This is a genomic window from Tolypothrix tenuis PCC 7101 (assembly GCF_963874875.1).
In the GTDB taxonomy this organism is placed as follows: Bacteria; Cyanobacteriota; Cyanobacteriia; order Cyanobacteriales; family Nostocaceae; genus Aulosira; species Aulosira tenue.
The window spans coordinates 5079933-5098755 of sequence record NZ_CAWNJS010000001.1 but is presented as its reverse complement, the minus strand read 5'-3'; the positions used below and the strand labels follow the sequence as shown (position 1 = coordinate 5098755).

Annotated in this window: 15 protein-coding genes; 8 read left to right on the top strand and 7 right to left on the bottom strand. The window is 42.1% G+C overall.

The features are described from left to right. The first annotated feature begins 109 nt into the window (after positions 1-109). Entirely contained in the window at positions 110-1075 is a 966-nt protein-coding gene (locus tag AACU25_RS20190) for a 2-hydroxyacid dehydrogenase (protein WP_096578670.1), read from the top strand. A gap of 508 nt (positions 1076-1583) precedes the next feature. On the opposite strand, the gene hpsU is transcribed toward AACU25_RS20190, so the two are convergent. The 4 genes from hpsU to AACU25_RS20170 form a co-directional block, all read right to left on the bottom strand. Further along, positions 1584-2192 (bottom strand): hormogonium polysaccharide biosynthesis acetyltransferase HpsU, encoded by a 609-nt coding sequence (gene hpsU / locus AACU25_RS20185; protein WP_096578668.1) that lies wholly within the window; start codon positions 2190-2192, stop codon positions 1584-1586. Between the two features lie 119 nt (positions 2193-2311). Beyond that, complete coding sequence (locus tag AACU25_RS20180) at positions 2312-3202, bottom strand: glycosyltransferase family 2 protein (RefSeq protein ID WP_096578666.1); 891 nt, start codon at positions 3200-3202, stop codon at positions 2312-2314. A gap of 171 nt (positions 3203-3373) precedes the next feature. Further along, positions 3374-4306, bottom strand: a complete 933-nt coding sequence (locus AACU25_RS20175) for a glycosyltransferase family 2 protein (protein ID WP_096578664.1) — start codon at positions 4304-4306, stop codon at positions 3374-3376. Positions 4307-4506: 200 nt separating this feature from the next. After that, positions 4507-5325 (bottom strand): hypothetical protein, encoded by an 819-nt coding sequence (locus AACU25_RS20170; RefSeq protein ID WP_096578662.1) that lies wholly within the window; start codon positions 5323-5325, stop codon positions 4507-4509. A 211-nt stretch (positions 5326-5536) separates the two neighbouring features. On the opposite strand from AACU25_RS20170, the gene cobU reads away from it, so the two are divergent. Together cobU and AACU25_RS20160 are read left to right on the top strand one after the other, a co-directional pair. Continuing rightward, complete coding sequence (gene cobU, locus AACU25_RS20165) at positions 5537-6085, top strand: bifunctional adenosylcobinamide kinase/adenosylcobinamide-phosphate guanylyltransferase (protein ID WP_096578660.1); 549 nt, start codon at positions 5537-5539, stop codon at positions 6083-6085. 165 nt (positions 6086-6250) lie between these two features. Then, the gene (locus tag AACU25_RS20160) at positions 6251-6688 is read left to right on the top strand and encodes a hypothetical protein (RefSeq protein WP_096578658.1); all 438 of its coding nucleotides are present in this window, start codon (positions 6251-6253) and stop codon (positions 6686-6688) included. A 35-nt stretch (positions 6689-6723) separates the two neighbouring features. Here AACU25_RS20160 and AACU25_RS20155 read toward each other — a convergent pair whose 3' ends face one another. After that, positions 6724-6999, bottom strand: a complete 276-nt coding sequence (locus tag AACU25_RS20155; protein ID WP_096716322.1) for a hypothetical protein — start codon at positions 6997-6999, stop codon at positions 6724-6726. Between AACU25_RS20155 and AACU25_RS20150 the strand changes: the two genes are divergently transcribed. Next, entirely contained in the window at positions 6998-7648 is a 651-nt protein-coding gene (locus tag AACU25_RS20150; RefSeq protein ID WP_096578657.1) for a response regulator, read from the top strand. The two genes, AACU25_RS20155 and AACU25_RS20150, sit on opposite strands and share 2 nt — an antisense overlap. A 75-nt stretch (positions 7649-7723) precedes the next feature. Here AACU25_RS20150 and AACU25_RS20145 read toward each other — a convergent pair whose 3' ends face one another. Continuing rightward, complete coding sequence (locus AACU25_RS20145; RefSeq protein WP_190445991.1) at positions 7724-9247, bottom strand: DUF8082 domain-containing protein; 1524 nt, start codon at positions 9245-9247, stop codon at positions 7724-7726. A gap of 601 nt (positions 9248-9848) precedes the next feature. On the opposite strand from AACU25_RS20145, the gene AACU25_RS20140 reads away from it, so the two are divergent. Then, entirely contained in the window at positions 9849-11456 is a 1608-nt protein-coding gene (locus AACU25_RS20140; protein ID WP_096578653.1) for an AAA family ATPase, read from the top strand. A gap of 205 nt (positions 11457-11661) precedes the next feature. Here AACU25_RS20140 and AACU25_RS20135 read toward each other — a convergent pair whose 3' ends face one another. After that, positions 11662-13254 carry a helix-turn-helix domain-containing protein gene (locus AACU25_RS20135; RefSeq protein WP_096578651.1) on the bottom strand — a complete coding sequence of 531 codons (1593 nt, stop codon included), beginning with the start codon at positions 13252-13254 and terminating at the stop codon, positions 11662-11664. Between the two features lie 1160 nt (positions 13255-14414). Here AACU25_RS20135 and fdxB point away from each other — a divergent pair. The 3 genes from fdxB to ctaD all read left to right on the top strand — a co-directional run bounded on the left by fdxB (position 14415) and on the right by ctaD (position 18214). Then, a complete protein-coding gene (gene fdxB / locus AACU25_RS20130; RefSeq protein ID WP_045873083.1) occupies positions 14415-14708 on the top strand; it encodes a ferredoxin III, nif-specific in 294 nt (97 codons plus the stop codon). Between the two features lie 734 nt (positions 14709-15442). Continuing rightward, on the top strand, positions 15443-16420 hold the full coding sequence (locus tag AACU25_RS20125; protein ID WP_096578649.1) for a cytochrome c oxidase subunit II: 978 nt from the start codon (positions 15443-15445) through the stop codon (positions 16418-16420). Positions 16421-16531: 111 nt separating this feature from the next. Beyond that, complete coding sequence (gene ctaD, locus AACU25_RS20120) at positions 16532-18214, top strand: cytochrome c oxidase subunit I (RefSeq protein ID WP_096578647.1); 1683 nt, start codon at positions 16532-16534, stop codon at positions 18212-18214. Positions 18215-18823: the final 609 nt, after the last annotated feature.

Here is an 18823-nt window from a genome sequence, read left to right as displayed (position 1 = left end):
AGGGAGCAGGGGGAGATGAGGGAGATGAGGGGGATGAGGGGGATGAGGGGACAAGGAGAAATCCCAATTACCAATTACCAATTACCCATTACCAATTGACAAATGTCAAATGAAAATCTTCATCACTCGCAATCTACCAACTGATTTAGCACAACTCAATGCCTATGCATCTGTGGAAGTTTGGCCGGAACGTCAACCGCCGCCTTATGAGGTGTTGCTGGCTAAGGCAAAGGCTGTAGATGGGTTGTTGTGTCTGTTGACTGACAAAATCGACCAACAATTAATTGCTAATTCTGCGCTGAAAGTCATCAGTCAAATGGCTGTGGGGTTCGATAACATCGACATCGCCGCAGCGACTGCACAGAAAATTCCCGTGGGACATACGCCCGGTGTATTAACTGATGCCACCGCAGATTTAACTTGGGCATTAATCATGGCGGCTGCAAGGCGTGTTGTAGAGGCTGATAGATTTACCCGTGCAGGTTTGTGGCGTACTTGGGAACCCGATTTATTATTAGGGCCGAATGTTGCAGGTGCTACCTTGGGGATTATCGGCTGGGGACGCATTGGCCAAGCTGTAGCGCGTCGTGCCCAAGGTTTTGATATGAGAATACTCTATACCAGCAACCGCAAATGTCAGCCAGAAGTAGAAAAGTGTTATGGTGCGGAGTTTGTAACGTTAGACAAGTTATTGCAAACATCCGACTTTATCAGTATCCATACACCAGGCAATCAAGAGACATATCATTTATTGAGCGATCGCCAATTTGCTTTAATGAAGCCATCGGCTATTTTAATTAACACCGCACGGGGAACGATTATCGACCAAGAGGCATTGTATCGCGCACTTTCCCAAAAGCAAATCGCCGCCGCCGCTATAGATGTCACCGATCCCGAACCGCTACCAATGGATAGCCCTTTGCTAACCTTAGACAACTTAATTATCACACCCCACATCGGCAGCGCCAGCCGCCAAACAAGAGCAAAAATGGCAGACATTGCGATCGCAAACTTAATTGCCGGCTTAAAAGGCGATCGTCTTCCCTACTGCGTCAACCCAGAAGTTTACCGCTAAACCAATCCTTAGGGATTTCCAAGAAATAAATTATTCCATCTTGTGGGGCGGGCATCTTGCCCGCCACATCAACTGGGCTATCAACTTAAGCTAAAAGCTATATACGGCGAGTGTTGTACAACACGCGCCCTCATCCCCTAACCCCTTCTCCCCCAGGAGAAGGGGAATTAAATCTCTTGCTCCCCTCTCCTGGTGGGAGAGGGGCACAGGGTGAGGGCGAAACCTTGCACAAGAGCGGGTTTCACGTTAAGTTGACACTACTGGCAAGATGTCCACCCCACAATAAATACTGGGATATTTTTTGATTTGGAAGTCCCTTACTCCATCAATTACGAATTATACCGTTTTGAAAAAAGAACGCGACAAATGGGTAGGGCACGGCACCAGTAAGATATTTGATATGCCAAAAGATTGTGGATGTTCCCTACAAAGAATTTATCTGTCGCAAACATAATTTGAATTGGTATTACGAATTAAGAACTACGAATTACGAATTACGAATTACGAATTACGAATTATCAACTAATCTCGGATATTGCGGACGGCAAGGACTACCTAAACAAACCTGTCCTGATGGCATCGAAGTAAAAACACTACTACGCGCCCCAATCACAGCATTTGCGCCAATTTCCACACCAGGCGCGACAAAACAATCAGCTGCTACCCAAACCCCATTATTAATAGTAATCTTCGCTGTCTTCAAGCCAAAAGCCGGATCGCGCAGATCATGGCTACCAGTACAGAGATAACTTTTATGGGATATTACACAATGTTCCCCGACGATAATCTCATCCAGACTATAGAAAACCACATCATCACCAATCCAGCTATAGTCACCGATAGTCACTTTCCAAGGATAGGTAAAGCGCGCAGTCGGGCGAATCAATACACCTTTACCAATCCGCGCCCCAAACAAGCGCAGCAACATACAACGCAACTGATTTAACGGCTGTATAGTCAAAGGAAATGCGATCGCCTGCACCAACCACCACAACAAAATATACCAACCTGGACGGCCTCTATCAAACCAGGATTGATCATACTTGCGTAAATCTGCGAATGGGGCATGGGGCATGGGGCATTGGGCATTGGGCATGGGGTATTTGTTATTTGTCATTTATCAATTGGTAATGGGTAATTGGTAATAGGTAATTGGTAATGGGAATTTTTCCCCTTGTCTCCCTGCCCCCTGCCCCCCTGCCCCCTGCCCCCCTGCCTTTTCCCAGTCCCCCCTCACTACGATTTCGCCGTATTCAGCGTTCCGCCACAATCGCGCAATTCGTAGAGTTTAGCTCCGATTTGATATTCGTATTGGCTTAATAAACAGGCATAAACATATCCAGCTCTGCCATCTAAAAAGCCGCGCTGAATAATGTAGAACAAAATAAACCGTAATAATGGTTTAAATGGTAGACGTACCCAGACTTTTTTTAAGAAGCGTTTGCGTTGGACTGCATCACCAAATAAATGTCCGCCAATTGTGCCGCCTTCATCTTGATTGGTGAGCAAATTATAATAAACGCGGGCTTCCCAATTGGAATAACGATTGTGTCTTTCTAACCAGTGGTAAAGGTCGCGGAAATCTTCATGCAACATATCATTTTTGAGATAGCCAACTTTACCATCTAAAACTACGTGTTCGTGAACTTCATTGTCGCCAGTGTTGGGAATATCTTCGGTATGCAGGTTTTCGTAACGCCCTTTTTGATGCTTAAATAACCGCAAATTCCAATCGGGATATTTACCACCGTGGCGAATCCATTTTCCGAGGAAAAAGACTCGGCGATTGAGATAATAACCTGCATATTCATCATCTTGAATTACTTGAGCAATTTCCTCCCATAATTCTGGTGTAATTCGCTCATCGCAATCGACAATTAACACCCATTCATTGCGGAATGGCAGATTATCTAAAGACCAATTCTTCTTCTTCGGCCAGCTACCATTAAATTTAAATTGGACGATATGGGCACCAAAGCTTTCCGCAATAGCGACGCTGTTATCTGTACTTTGAGAATCAACTAGAAATACTTCATCAGCTATTTGCAAGCTAGTAAGGCAAGCTGGTAAGTTAGCTTGCTCATTTTTAGCGGGAATAAGTACAGAAACAGGTATTTTAGATGACATATAAGATTTAAAATAGATTTTAGATATTATCAGGACTTACGCAACTAGCACAGTGATTCTCTGGCATAAGAGTCAAGAGTCAAGGGTTAAAAATCGAAGTTTTTGGACTCTTGACATTTGACACTTGACAAACCTAAACGAAAATAAATATGACACTTGCATAAGTTCTAATTATTTTTTATTTGCTGTAGATAGCAGCCCTTGAATAGCAGCATTTAAATAACCAATCTGACCATAGGCATAAACAAGCTTGTCAAAGCGTTCTGCTGGGTCGGAAAAGTATTGCAATGCTTTATATAAACCGCGAATAAAGCGTTCGCCGCCTCGTTGTAATTGACTAATTCCCGCTTTCCCTGCCAGTTGTTCGCGGTAACATTCACTAATACCTTGCCACCAGCCACGGTTTAAAAACCAAGAACGTTTTAGGCGTTCTGGTGCAACATTATGAGCTACTAAAGCTGCGGGAAGATAAGCAACTTGCCAACCTTTTTGCAGAGCAAATTCTGTCATTTGCAGTTCTTCATTGGATAATAAATTTTTGCCGACTCGACCGAGATGCGGATCAAAACCGCCAATCTCTTCCAAGAAGGAACGGCGTATACAGTAATTTAAACCTCTGGGTGTGAAACTCGGTTTATCAATATAAATTATGCTGTCGCCCAAGTCGTATGCACCCAAATTTGCTGCTAACCCAGGGGATAGCCAGCGTGGTTGTTGCACATCTTGGGGCCATAAAAGAGTAACTTTACCACCAGCGATCGCTAGTTGCGAGTTATTTTTATAGGCATCATAAAATACTGAAAGCCAGCGATCGCTTGCGACTGCATCATCATCTAAATAAGCGAGAATCTCTCCACTCGCTAGTTTTGCACCCGTATTCCGCGCTACAGATAAACCAGTAGTTGGCTCAAAGACATATTTCAACCGGGGATTGCTTGCTCTTTGTGCTACAACTTCTTTGGTGCGATCGCTGGAGTTATTATCAACTACCACAACTTCAAACTCAGCCGCAAAATCCTGCGCCAACAGACTATCAATCGCCGCACCTAAATAGGTGTCTCGATTGTGAGTACAAATAATGGCAGAGATTTGGATATCTGGCATAGGCATTAGTTATGGTTTTTGCTGTTACCAGTTGTCTGTGGTCAAAAGTCTTAAGCTAATAAATAATTCGTAATTCGTAATTCGTAGTTATGAATTTAGCTTTGACTAATGACAACATCCAACCGTAACCTAATGCCGCTAATCTATACCAAAAATCTAGTCATACCAACCGAGTTTTTTCGGAAATAATCTTGAGAACTTTAAGCTTGCTGAACGTGGCTGTGTAATATTACCAGTGTTTCGGCTAATTGACTCAGGCGAGTTTCCAGGTATTGTTTGCGTCCTAAGAGTTGACGTAATTTTTGATAACGTGCGATCGCCATACTTACCGATGGAACCTGATCGGGTGGACAGGGACGTGTCCAAACTTGGCCGGAAGCATCAACACCGCATAGACGGTAGCCTGTACGAGAAGATTGATAAGAAACTTTAGCACCCGCAGCACAAATTTCTTCTACATAATCCATCAACTGCTCAACTTCTGCATGGCGTAATGTCGCTTTCCCGCCTTGGTCTGGTTCTTTGGTATTGGATTCTAACCAGCCATTGACTATCGGCCCTTCTAAATAAACATCTTGAATTTGTTTGAGGATGGTATGTAGTTCTTTCTCCCAACCTACAACAGTTTCCTCAATATCCTTTAACAGATTCATTGCCAATCCCGGATTTGCACCGTGACGATGGTTGCTGAAGCTGGGGGTTTTAAATTTCGGTAGGCTAGGTGTTTTACCACCGCTATCTTGTGTCGAAAAAGCTTGTACACCATGATGGTGGGCAAATAATTCCTCTGAGTCAGAAAAGCTACCTTCAGCATCGGGACTGAGGTCAATTGTCTTTCCCTCGTTTTCTAGTTCCTCTGGTGAAGGATTCAGCACACTATCTGTAGATTCAGTTGTCCCAACGCTGATTCTAAAAGAGAAAGGCCGCTTTTGCGGATCACCTGTTTCTGGAGTATCGGCGCTACCTTTATTCCCTAAATCGTGTAGAGTTGCCTCAATGCGTTTCCAGCCTGTTTTCATAAAGATATCCTGAAATTTGCTGTCCCCAGTAGTGTTGAATAATTCACAATGGGGTTGTTGGGATTTTTGGCTTATGCCATTTGTGCATCAATGATGCTGGTGCTAATTTTATCTCTTTAGAGATATTTAAAACCAACAATCTCAGCCCTAACGGGAAAATTCAGTTCAGAAATTCTAACCTGAATCAATCAAATATATTAAGGAAAAGGCTTTGGGTAAAGTTATCTTAATCACAGGGCCAGCGAGATCTGGTAAAAGTGAATGGGCAGAAACTCTAGCGATGCAGTCAGGAAAGACTGTTGTTTACGTAGCAACAGCTGTGTCAGACCCAGCTGATGAAGAATGGCAAAAACGCATTCAAAAACATCAGCAACGCCGTCCTCAAGATTGGTTAACTTTATCAGTACCTATAGAACTTACTGCTACTTTAGCTGATGCCAAACCAAACACCTGCCTTTTAGTTGACTCGTTAGGAACTTGGGTAGCTAATTTGCTTGAACAAGACGAAATCAGCTGGGAGAATACAATAACAGAATTTTTAGAGACTGTACAACTGGTTGCAGCCGATATGTTATTTGTTGCTGAAGAAGTTGGTTGGGGAGTAGTACCTGCTTATCCCAGTGGTCGTCAATTCCGCGATCGCTTGGGTATGTTAGTCCGCCAATTAGGAGTTATTTGCGATAGCGTTTATTTAGTGACTGGGGGTCATGTATTAAATCTCAGCATTCTTGGTATGCCATTACCGCCCCAAAAAGGGTAACCAATTTACAATTAAGCAATATACTTAAGTGTTAATTGTTGAGTACAGACGCGATGAATCACAGACGCGATGAATCGCGTCTCTACAAGTGTTGACTAAATCTCTTAATTGTTTATTCAGCATTGAATAATCAAAGTGTCAAATTTACAATCTAGAATTAGTTATATGGCAAACGAACAAGACGTTAAAAGATATCTTGCCTACTGGTTTCAGTTAGGCAGAAGAGTTATTGTTGGCAATGGCAAGACAGAGTTATTGCCTCAACAAGTGCTGCAAGGCGATCGCTATAGTGATGAATTTGAAAATATTTGGCAACAAATTCATTATCAAGCCGGCGAGTGTCACCTAGAAGGAACCGATGAAACAATTGCGGAACTACTAACACCAGTATGGGAAATGCTGCCTTGTAGTCGTTGCGAAATGCCTGTACCAATGCGAAATGTTGGTATGCCAGCTTTGTCTTGTCCCTGCAATACTTTACCAAACTGGCCTAATAGCGAACTACCGCAACCACGCAACCCTATCAGTACCCAAGAGCAACTCCAGATAATTCGCGATCGCCTTTGGAAGAAGGTGCATTCATCAAGCACTGTTGCAGATTAAGTCAACTCTTACAGATAATTCTTAATTTAAATTAATCATCCCAAGAAGTAATCCGGGGGCTGCAAGTGGTCGCTATAGAGAAGCGATCGCGGTTTTTGATATCCTAATACCAATTCAAAATAATGTTTGCGACAGATAAATTCTTTGTAGGGGCACGGCACCTGTAAGATATTGGATATGCCAAAAGATTGTCGATGTTCCTTACCCATCTGTCTCATCAGTCTGTGTTGAGGCAGTCCCAATAAAAACATTTCACCGCCATTGATAAAAGTCGAGGCGCACTCAGTAGCACTTTCAGAGGTGTTAATCATGATTCGGCTGTTATTAGTAGAAGACCAATCTCTCATTCGAGACGGAATCAAAGTTATGCTCAATTTAGAGCCAGACTTGGAAGTAGTGGGAACTGCTGATAACGGTGAAACTGCTATTGAGCAAGCTACAGTTTTGCAACCTGATGTGATTTTGATGGATATTCAAATGCCTGTGATGGATGGTAAAGCTGCCACACGCATTATTTCTGAGCGCTTTCCCGCTATTAAAGTATTAGTCCTCACAACATTTGATGATGATGAAAATATCGCTGAGGCTATGCGCGCTGGTGCTAAAGGCTATTTACTCAAAGATATGCGATCGGAGGAACTAGCGCAGGCGATTCGGTTTGTGTATAAAGGGTTTACCCAAATGGCACCAGGGCTATTTGAGAAGATGCTAGGTAAAGCACCAGCTTCTGAGTCAGTTAACCAAGAAAAAACACCACAGCAAAATTTGGGTGGAATCACAAATCGAGAACAAGAAGTTTTGCAATTGATTGGTATGGGTGCAACTAATCGCGAAATTGCCGAGAAACTTTATATTTCCGAAGGTACAGTTAAAACCCACGTCACCAATCTATTTAATCGTTTAAATGTGAAAAACCGCTCACAGTTGGCAATTTATGCTAATTCTATTTTGAATAAATAATATTCATATATAGCGATTTGTAGGATGCGTTAGCGCCAGCGTAACGCATCCCACGTTTTACATCACAAGCATTTCTCAAATTTCAGAAAGTAGATGCTGCTGAAATTGCTTGGCTTTGACTGGTTCGGGAATTTCAGCCGCTAACATTGTTATGAATTCGGCACGAGAAATTCTTTCAGAAGATTTGACAACTTTTTTCACAATAAAAGTAGCTATTGGCCCAATAATTTCAGCTAATTTATGTTCGCATTGACATAAAAAGCTTGCAGAAATAGATTCTTCTTCTGTATCTGAAGAATTGATAGGTACATTCTTTGGTGTTGATTGAACTTCAGGATGAACCCAAGATTTCTTAATTACCAAATTTGGTTGCTGCCTCAACTCACTTAAATTATCAGGCGCACACTGTACAGATAGTTTATCTATAATTTCCTGATGATTAAACATTGGCAATATTGAATTATTTTCAGATAATTCCGATGCCAATATTTCGATAAGTTCTTCTTGAGAAATATCAGGGTAAGATTGCAACAGCTTTTGCACTAGATAATCAGCTATCGGCCCAATGAATTCAGCCAAAGCCTGTACAACTTGAATAATAAATTTATGATTGCAGAGTAACTTATCTGGCTCAATTTCTGCTTCTGCAATTGGCAACGAAGATGGAAACATAATTTCTTGTTCCCAATCAAAGCTTTCCTGCCCTTCTTTCTCTGCAATGGGAACTGTATCAGGTAAATCTAAATTGAAATTTTGTTGGGGAATTATTCGCAGTAAAGTTGTATCCAGTGATTTTAAATTAAACTCTAATGCAGAAAGTTCTTGAATTCGAGTTGTTTCAGAAATTGTCTCAGTGATTTGTAGGGCAGTTTGTAAACTATATTCTGGTTCTTTGCTTGGCTGTCTGAGAACTTTCTCCTGTTCCAAAGGCAAATTAACCACAATCCAACAGCCATATCCCGGTTCTGTATCAATATTAAAATTACCTTTTAAAGCTGATACCCGTTCTTGCATCCCTTGCAGTCCAAATCCACTGCGGTTTTGCGATAGTTTGAATCCTTTACCGTTATCTTGGATGATCAGGGACAAATTCTCCAAGGTGTGAGTCAGATTAATCTCTACTTTTGTGGCTTCTGCATATTTACAAATATTTGTCAAAGCTTCTTGGATGATTCTGTAGAGAGTTTTAGCTACTTCCGGTGCTAAAGATGCAGGTATATCAATATTGGTAGCAGGTGAAATACCTGTTACTTGATGAAAATTTTGGATTAAAGAATCTATCAGTTCGGTTAATGGTTGCTCTAGAGGTACAACCTCGCGCATACTTTTGACAGTTTGGCGAACTTCTTGAATAGCGATCGCACCTAAACGTTGGGCTTCTAGTAAATACTTTTCCGCTAGGGTATGATCGATATTCCAAAGTTTGTGCGCTGTTTGTAGCTGCACATTAAGAGTTGTTAGGGCGTTCCCTAAAGAATCATGAATTTCACGAGCAATGCGTTTACGTTCTTTTACTGCTGCTAAGTCTTCTATTTGCAGGAGATTTTGCAGCATTTGCTCGCGGGCTATTGATATATCGCTATGATTCTCAGATACCACGGTATCCACCCACTGCAATAATATATGGTGATAGGCTACATACTTGCATCAGTGGCTATAAGGCATTTTCCTAATTTATGTAACTATTGTTTACTAAGCGTTGCTGAATGCAAAAAGTAGTAGCTAAATACTATTATTAAACATTGGTTTAAATATACTCAGTGTAAATATTTATTGCCGACATCAGCTGTAGAGGAGATGGTTTGGCGTTCAGGCGATCGCAATTTTTGTGCTTATATTTTTAAACAAATGATGAGCGTGATTCTCACAGCAAACCATGCATTAACAATGTAAGGCGATACATTGGCAATGTAGAGCAATGCATTAACGATGTAACCCGATGCATTAACATTGCATCAGCTTGCTTTGATATAGCACGGTAATATTTCGCCAAAATGCCAGATGATACTAAATCCCATACTACTCGGTTAAGCGTTTTGAACTCAAAATAGCTTTGGGAAACAGGTTAAAGGTTAAAGGTGAAAGGTTGTTTCTTTCCCTTTTCCCATTCCCCTTTTCCCCTTAACCGAAAAGTATTGTCTTCCCATCCCCAACCCCAAAATCGTCTAAACTCAAAGTGTCCGCTATCCGCCAACATTTCATGTCTCGCTGGTTCAACACTGCTGGGCCCTGTAACCCCGACAAACACTACATGCTATCCGCTACCAGTCGGCTACCTGACTTGGAGGTGCTAATTGAACAAGAGAGTTATTTTGTCGTTCACGCACCGCGACAAACGGGTAAAACTACCGCAATGCTAGCACTAGCGCAACAACTTACCGCAAGTGGGCGTTATACAGCAGTTATGGTATCCGCAGAAGTGGGAAGCGCATTTAATCATGACCCCAGTGCGGCAGAATTGGCGATTTTGGGAAGTTGGCGTGATACAACTTCTATCCGCTTACCGCAAGATTTACAACCTCCAACTTGGGTTTATGAAGAACCAGGACAGAGAATTAAAGCTAGTTTACAAGCTTGGGCGCAGGTTTCACCTAGACCTTTGGTAATATTGATCGATGAAATTGATTCCTTACAAGACCAAACTCTAATTTCGGTGTTGCGACAGTTACGAGATGGTTATCCCAATCGTCCAGAAAACTTTCCCTCGTCTGTTGGTTTAATTGGCTTGCGCGATGTCCGGGATTACAAGGTTGCATCTGGTGGTAGTGAAACAGTTGCGGTGGACGGGTTCCCCGGCATAAGCAAACTGTTGAACCCGAAGGGTGACAGATTAAACACAGCTAGCCCTTTTAATATCAAAGTCAGTTCCATCACCCTGAGAAATTTTTACGCCGCAGAGGTACAAGAACTATACCAGCAACATACCCAAGAAACGGGACAAATTTTCAGCCCGCAAGCAACACAAACAGCCTTTGATTTGACTCAGGGACAACCTTGGTTAGTTAATGCTCTGGCTAAGGAAGTTGTGGAAAAACTGGTTAAGGATAGAAGTATTACTATTACCAAAGAGCATATTTTACAAGCTAAGGAAATATTAATTGCTCGTCAAGATACTCATCTCGATTCTCTAGCAGAAAAACTCAGAGAAAAACGAGTCAAAAACATCATCGAACCAATGTTAGCAGGACTGGCATTAGGGGATACTCCAGCCGATGACCGTCAATATTTAATCGATTTAGGATTATTGCGACGCGATCCTGCGGGGGGGTTGGTTATTTCTAACCCGATTTACCGCGAAGTCATTCCCCGCGTCTTAGTGCAAGGAACTCAAGATAGTTTACCTCACATTAGCCCCAGTTGGTTAGCTCAGTCAGGAGAATTAAATACAGATGCGTTGTTAGAAGCGTTTATCAAATTTTGGCGACAACATGGAGAACCGTTACTTGGTAGCGCTGTTTACCATGAAATCGCGCCTCATTTAGTATTAATGGCTTTCTTGCATCGTGTTGTTAATGGTGGTGGAACCCTGGAGCGAGAATATGCAATTGGTAGTGACAGAATGGATTTATGTTTGCGATATAGAAGTGTGACGTTAGGTATCGAATTAAAAGTATGGCGCGAGAAAAAGCGCGATCCTCAAACTGAAGGGATAGAGCAATTAGAATCTTATTTAGCACGTTTGGGATTGGATTTTGGCTGGCTATTGATATTTGATAGACGGAAAAATGCATTACCAATTGAAGAACGTTTGTCAACGCAGGTTGTTGTGACCCAAAATCAGCGTACTATTACTGTGATTCGTGCATGACTATGCAATTCAATTGCAGGTCGATGCATTAATATAACAGAGCGATGTTATGGCATAACATGGCAACGTATTGATATAACAGAGCGATGTTATGCCATAACGTGCCGACGTATTAATATAACAGACCGATGTTATGGCATAACATGACGATGCATTAACATAACAGGGCGATGTTATGGCATCACAGCAAGATTGCACTAATCTATTAAGCCATATTCAGTACTTTCCGCAATAGCGCTTGGTCTTCTAACTTGGCTTTTAAACGACCATTTTCGATATCGCGAATCCAGCTTTGGCTTTTACCTGTCAACTTTGCCAATTCTCGCTGGGAGAGGTTGAGATTTTTTCGCGCTGCTAAAATCTGTTCGCCAAGTAAGTCGCTTGTGGTTTTGGGTTTTCTCTTGGTTCTATTAACGTTACGCCGTGGTTTTTTGTCGGAGTCTGAGGTTTGATGTTCCCATTCTGTCGGTAACTCAAAGGATAATATCCGCGCATTCATCAGCAGATTCCATTTACCACGGGGGCCTGTGTCTGTTAGTCTGGTGTCGCCGTTACCATCGTTTGTCCAAAATTCTAAAGCCGCTTCTGGATCTTCGGGGACATCAATTAATTTTGCCCACAATGGTTGAATTTCTATCGGGTAGGTAACTGGATCAAAAATAGGTTTAATGCCATAGTGATTAAGCATTTCCAAGTCGCTTTCAAAGGTTCGCAGCAGACGTTTGCGTTCTTCTCTTTGTCTGGATGCTGAGGTGACTTTGGCTTCACCATAAGCTACACGTAGTAAGGTGGGAACGGTAATGCGTTGTTCTCGTCCCATTTTGGTTTTAAACAGCAACCACAGCATGAGTCTAGCTGCGCCTTCATGTTGTTGCCAAATGCTCATAATAGTTGTGAGCAGGGTTTTTGGCAAAATACCATATTGATAAAAGGCGGTGCGTTCTTTACATCCTTGTTTATTTAAGAAATGCTGCGCCCAAATTCCGGCTTTAACTTTAAAAGTCAACCCCACTAAGTATTTGCATCCTTGCTTATCTTCTTGAAAGTGGTGTTCAATATCTACTAAATGCCATAAACGGGTGCCGGCGATGGAAAAGCCATTAACTCTCCCTTGTTGGGGCCAGTCTATGGAAATTATCAGTGAGCAAGCTTGCTGCACTATGTTTTTCATTAAAGCTAGCTTGGCATTTTTGCTCAGGTCTTTGCGTTTTTCTAGTCCTAAATATTTCTCTAGTTGACGTTCATCAATGGAAAACTCTTGCTCCCAAGGTTGTTCTACGGCTGTCGCATGAGCTGCAAAAATCAGATGGATGCAAGCGGCTCTAATATCTAAAGCCTCAATTGCTGCAATGTCTGTAGTGCGAGTACTGTTATTTAATGCATCTTGGATATGAAATGCGATCGCACCTCTACCTTGATTAACTTGTCTACTATAGGATAAATACCCAGCTTCATCGATTTCCCAATGTAAGGAAGTACGCTGTGCTAGGACGTTACAAGCTTCCCAAATCACAATCGCTGAAGCAAAGGCGTTATTTTTACCATTAGAAAATAAATCTGGGCTGGTAGCATCTCTTGGTTCTACTTTACATCTCCCCTTTTTTGCTTGCCACGGAATTGGTGATTTGATGGGACAGGCGGCTACACATTGCGGTTCGGGATAATAACCCTCACAATCGTTACAAAGACAAGGATCGATCCAATATTCATTGTTTTCGATTTTGATTGCACCCGTCGGACATTGGGGTCGGCAATTGTCACATCCAACGCAACTGTTGTTAGGAATTGTATACGGCATAATGCACTTCCAACTATACTCGTTGAGATGTTTGGCTCAAGTCTCCCCAGGATGTACCCTCTCTTTGAATGAGATTCACGACTCGCCACCAAATTATTTTGCTCACAAGAAAATTGTTTCTTGCTGGAGAAATTGCATCCACCTGGAAGCTATTTAAGGCTTTTCGCCTGAGCCTCTTGTTCAGCTATTACGCGCTTAAATTGGATACGGATTTGTCAGGGTTGTTATTGGTTATTCGTGCTTTGTAAGCACAAATAACTAATGACTAATAACCAATGACAGCCTTAATACCTAAATCTACAATCCAGACGCGCCATAATTTATTTCTTTATTAACTATAAATTTCATAATCATATTGAGAAATTTGTTCAGCATGAGCTTAGAACTGGTTTTTAGCAACTTTATTTTTAGAGAATTAGAAGATAGATTTTCTTTGACCTTAAAATCTTAGCCAAACTGTTTTGCTCGAGCATTAGACCTTACTTTTAATGGTATTCAATTTATTTATTAATAATTTTAATATTTTACATTACTTTATGGTCTGCAATCATGATTACAGTTCTTTTCATAAATCAAGTTTGCCATATAATTTGGGTTAATGTGCAATAATCACATTTATTTTATTTGCATTTGTATCAACTGCTAATTTCAGATTATGGTAAAAAGATTGGGATAATAAATATTGTAGTTATCTAGGAAAGCGTCTGCAATATCAGAGCTATCTGTATCTCTCAACACTGTTATCTCAAGGTTTTCTGAATCAGCAAAAAAATATTGATTTTACAAGGGCATGAATTGTATAAATACCATGCTTATATACTCATAAAAAATTCAGTTAGTTGATTTTATATTTTATTAATATCTATATTTGGTTCATGTATTTTCAGCAGCTAAACCACATTATGCTGTGCTAAGTCATTTCATTCTCAGGTTTATTTATCAAAGCATAAAAGTAGGGCAAATATAATTCGAGAATCATAGTTGGCAAAATATTGCAATTAAAAAAGTCAATAAAAAAACAAGTAATACTTGATATAAGTCAGCAAACTTTGATGATGCAAAAAACATTGTTTATTAGCAAAAATAGACTATTAAGATTAAGTTAGGATAACGATTAAAGCACAAACATATTTGTAGGCACAATTGCCGAGGATTTATTCATGGCACAACTAACAGGATTGACCTTTGGAGGTAAAACTTGGACTCCTAAATTCGCCCAATCAATTGATAAGGATAAATGTATCGGCTGTGGCAGATGCATGAAAGCCTGCGGGTATAGTGTGCTTGATTTAAAAGCGCTCAACGAAGAAGGCGAATTTGTGGAAGATGAAGATGATGAAGAAATTGAACGCAAGGTAATGGTTGTTGCTAACCCTGACAACTGTATTGGTTGCGAAGCTTGCTCTCGTATTTGTCCTAAAAATTGCTACACCCACGCTCCATTGAATAATTAATTACGAATTCGTAATTCGTAATTAAAGAAGTGGTGTATTATCAGACCCTTCAAGGTCATTGGTTATGGATGGGGTATAAATCTCTATCCATAACTCTTATTTGAGTAAAATTCGCTCATTTGATTTCTAGAAAAATCTCAGTAACGCACGAAAAGTATACCAAAGGTGCGTTACGCTATCGCTAACGCACCCTACGCACTACGGGTGATTGAATACTATGTAGTTATTTATGCTGTATCACAATAAATTTTGAATCGAAATTGGTAAAAAGTTCGTAGTAAACAATATTATAAATTGCAAACTGTTATCTATTAACAAATCCATAATTGCGGCTCAGGTAGTTAAATTAATATTAGAGCCAAAAGCGTTAGCTATGAATAGCTTTTGGTACAAATCATAGTCTTTTTTATTATCAAAACCAAGATATAGTTTTAAAATTTTGGGGGAAAGGATGTGAAGACATTTGGAAAATTCCCCCAATTTTTATAGGGGTAAGTTACAAACATAATGAGAGACAAAATGGGGACTGGTGATTAGGGACTGGGGACTGGTGACTAGGGACTGGGGAATGGTGATTAGGGACTGAGGATTGAGGGCTGGGAAATATGAGAAATTAATTTCTTTTTGATACCCAATTCCCAATACCTAATACCCAATACCCAATCCCCAGTACGCAATCCCCAATACCCAATCCCCAATACCCAATCCCAGCATTTACAGAGCAGGTAGTATGTATGGAACAAATTCCTGTTTCACTATGGACTCTGGTTGCTGGCATTATTGTGACAGCAATCAGCATTTGGATTGGTCATAACCATTCTCTACTGCCGGTAGAAGCATCGCTGCAAGCGCCTTTGGTAGATGGTTTTTTCAATATCATGTTTACCATTGCGATCGCTCTTTTTTTGGTAGTAGAAGGAACGATTGTGATTTTCTTGGTTAAGTACCGCCGCCGTCGGGGAGATAATACCGATGGTGCGCCGGTTGAAGGTAACGTTCCCCTAGAAATTTTTTGGACTGCAATCCCAACGCTGATTGTAGTTGGTTTGGGCATCTACAGTGTAGATGTGTTTAACCGGATGGGAGGTTTAGATCCAGCTGGACATCCTCATGGTGCGGCTCATGTGGCTGAGATGAAAGGAAGTGCAATTGCTGCAACTCTGGATAATTCATTAGCATCTGCAGCAGCGCCTACCATCGGTATTGGTGCAACATCCACAACCCGAGATAAAGCAGCCGATTTGGTTGTGAATGTGACTGGGATGCAGTTTGCTTGGTTGTTTGATTATCCCAAGGAAGGCGTTTCCACTGGGGAATTACACGTACCCATTGGTGCTGATGTGCAACTCAACCTGTCAGCGCAGGATGTAATTCACTCGTTTTGGGTGCCACAATTCCGGGTGAAACAAGATGCAATTCCCGGAATACCAACACAATTGCGTTTCGTAGCCACCAAAACAGGTACATATCCCATCGTTTGTACAGAACTGTGTGGTGGCTATCACGGCTCAATGCGATCGCAAGTCATTGTCCACACACCCGAAGAGTATGACAGCTGGCTAACAGAAAACCAAGTTGCTCAAAAGCAAGACTTGCATCAAGCGATCGCAGTGAACCCAGCCGATTTATCCCCATCAGAGTTTCTCGCCCCCCACGTCAAAGATTTGGGAGTGAATGCAGCAACTCTAGAGTCAATGGTTAATAGTCATTAGTTAAGGGTTGGAGAGACGCGATTAATCGCGTCTGTAGTCAAGAGTCAAGAGTCAAAATTCATCACTCTGGACTTTGGACTGTTGACCCTGGACTTTGCGTAGCGTAAAAATATGACAAAAGTAAAATCTCCTCGGAATACGCCACCAGATAAGAATCAGTCGCAAACTCTGGCGGTTGCTCATACTTCTCACCCAAAAGCGTGGAAATGGCAGGACTACTTCACGTTTAATGTCGATCACAAGGTAATTGGGATTCAATACCTAGTGACGGCGTTTGTGTTCTATCTCATCGGTGGCTTGATGGCGATGGCTATCCGTGTGGAGTTAGCAACACCAGAAGCAGATTTGCTAGATCCCAACCTGTACAACGCTTTCATGACCAATCATGGAACGATCATGATTTTCTTGTGGATCGTTCCTAGTGCGATTGGGGGATTTGGTAACTTCCTAGTACCGTTGATGATTGGTGCTAGAGATATGGCTTTCCCCAAACTGAATGCGATCGCCTTTTGGTTAAACCCACCAGCAGGTTTATTACTGCTAGCTAGTTTTATCTTTGGCGGTTCGCAATCTGGTTGGACAGCTTACCCACCTTTAAGTTTAGTCACAGCACCCATCGCTCAAAGTTTGTGGATTTTGGCGATTGTGTTGGTGGGAACTTCTTCAATTTTGGGTTCACTGAACTTTGTCATCACCATTTTGATGATGAAAGTTCCCAGCATGAAATGGGATCAACTACCTTTATTCTGCTGGGCAATTTTAGCAACTTCCGTACTAGCACTTGTATCTACACCTGTGTTAGCTGCTGGTTTAGTGCTGTTATTGTTTGACCTCAATTTTGGTACTTCCTTCTTTAAACCAGATGCAGGCGGTAATGTTGTCCTTTATCAACATCTGTTCTGGTTCTATTCTCACCCGGCAGTATATCTAATGATTCTGCCTATCTTCGGCATCATGTCCGAAGTGATTCCCGTTCACGCCCGCAAACCAATTTTCGGATATAAAGCGATCGCTTATTCTAGCTTGGCGATTTGCGTTGTTGGTTTGTTCGTTTGGGTACACCATATGTTTACCAGTGGTACACCCGGCTGGATGCGGATGTTCTTCACCATCTCCACCTTAATCGTTGCCGTTCCTACAGGCGTAAAGATTTTCGGTTGGGTCGCCACATTATGGGGTGGTAAGATTCGCTTTACCAGTGCCATGCTATTTGCGATCGGCTTATTGTCCATGTTTGTTATGGGCGGTTTAAGCGGCGTGACAATGGGAACAGCCCCCTTTGATGTTCATGTCCACGACACATATTATGTAGTGGGACACTTCCACTATGTCCTATTTGGCGGTTCTGTATTTGGGATTTACGCCGGGATTTATCACTGGTTTCCCAAAATGACCGGACGGAAACTCAATGAAGTTTGGGGACGCATTCACTTTGGCCTTACCTTCATCGGTACTAACCTGACATTTTTACCGATGCACGAGTTAGGTTTACAAGGAATGCCCCGCCGAGTGGCAATGTACGATCCCCAGTTTATTGATCTTAATCAGATTTGTACCTTTGGTTCAATCATCTTGGGAATTTCCGTGATTCCCTTCACCATCAACATCATCCAAAGCTGGATGAAAGGGCCTTTGGCAGGTGATAACCCTTGGGAAGCTTTGACCTTAGAATGGACAACCAGCTCACCACCAGCCATTGAAAACTGGGAAGTATTGCCCGTTGTCACCCACGGCCCTTACGACTACGGTCATAGTGATAGTGTGCCAGTCGCCACCCCCGAAGTTAGCGCTTAGGAATTAGGGGCTAGGAGGAGAAATTTTGATAAGAGGCAGGGGGCAGGGGTAACGGGGCAGGGGGAAAGGTACAAACCTTGCCCCTTGTGGGCAAAAGCCCCCTTGCTCCTTTTTCTCCCCTGCTCCCTGCTTCCCTGCTTCTTCACGTTTACAGCATCTTTCTGTAAATAGACCATGCACGCTGTAGGGGCAAAGCACCAGTCATAGGTGTCAACTTAACGTGAAACCCGCTTAGTTGCAAGGTTTTGCCCTCACCCCCAGCCCCTCTCCCACAGGGAGCTACGGTGTACACACAAATCGGAGTTATTTTGAGATCCGGGTTTTACCCCCCTTAATCCCCCCTTGCCAAGGGGGGAAACCGGAAAATCAAGTTCCCTCACGCCACTTGCTACAACGGGGGGAACCCCCGCAACGCAGTGGCTCCCCTTTGCAAGGCTACGGTGTACACACAAATCGGAGTTATTTTGAGATTCGGGTTTTACCCCCCTTAATCCCCCCTTGCCAAGGGGGGAAACCGGAAAATCAAGTTCCCTCCCCTTTGCAAGGGGAGGGTTAGGGTGGGGTAATTCGAGGAATGGTAATGATGCGATAACTTGTGTGTACACCTTA

Excerpts from the sequence above, each read along its gene's own strand:
- AACU25_RS20190 (WP_096578670.1), top strand. The coding sequence starts at position 110 with ATGAAAATCTTCATCACTCGCAATCTACCAACTGATTTAGCACAACTC.
- hpsU (WP_096578668.1), bottom strand. The coding sequence starts at position 2,192 with ATGACAAATAACAAATACCCCATGCCCAATGCCCAATGCCCCATGCCC.
- AACU25_RS20180 (WP_096578666.1), bottom strand. The coding sequence starts at position 3,202 with ATGTCATCTAAAATACCTGTTTCTGTACTTATTCCCGCTAAAAATGAG.
- AACU25_RS20175 (WP_096578664.1), bottom strand. The coding sequence starts at position 4,306 with ATGCCAGATATCCAAATCTCTGCCATTATTTGTACTCACAATCGAGAC.
- AACU25_RS20170 (WP_096578662.1), bottom strand. The coding sequence starts at position 5,325 with ATGAAAACAGGCTGGAAACGCATTGAGGCAACTCTACACGATTTAGGG.
- AACU25_RS20160 (WP_096578658.1), top strand. The coding sequence starts at position 6,251 with ATGGCAAACGAACAAGACGTTAAAAGATATCTTGCCTACTGGTTTCAG.
- AACU25_RS20150 (WP_096578657.1), top strand. The coding sequence starts at position 6,998 with ATGATTCGGCTGTTATTAGTAGAAGACCAATCTCTCATTCGAGACGGA.
- AACU25_RS20155 (WP_096716322.1), bottom strand. The coding sequence starts at position 6,999 with ATGATTAACACCTCTGAAAGTGCTACTGAGTGCGCCTCGACTTTTATC.
- AACU25_RS20140 (WP_096578653.1), top strand. The coding sequence starts at position 9,849 with ATGTCTCGCTGGTTCAACACTGCTGGGCCCTGTAACCCCGACAAACAC.
- AACU25_RS20135 (WP_096578651.1), bottom strand. The coding sequence starts at position 13,254 with ATGCCGTATACAATTCCTAACAACAGTTGCGTTGGATGTGACAATTGC.
- fdxB (WP_045873083.1), top strand. The coding sequence starts at position 14,415 with ATGGCACAACTAACAGGATTGACCTTTGGAGGTAAAACTTGGACTCCT.
- AACU25_RS20125 (WP_096578649.1), top strand. The coding sequence starts at position 15,443 with ATGGAACAAATTCCTGTTTCACTATGGACTCTGGTTGCTGGCATTATT.
- ctaD (WP_096578647.1), top strand. The coding sequence starts at position 16,532 with ATGACAAAAGTAAAATCTCCTCGGAATACGCCACCAGATAAGAATCAG.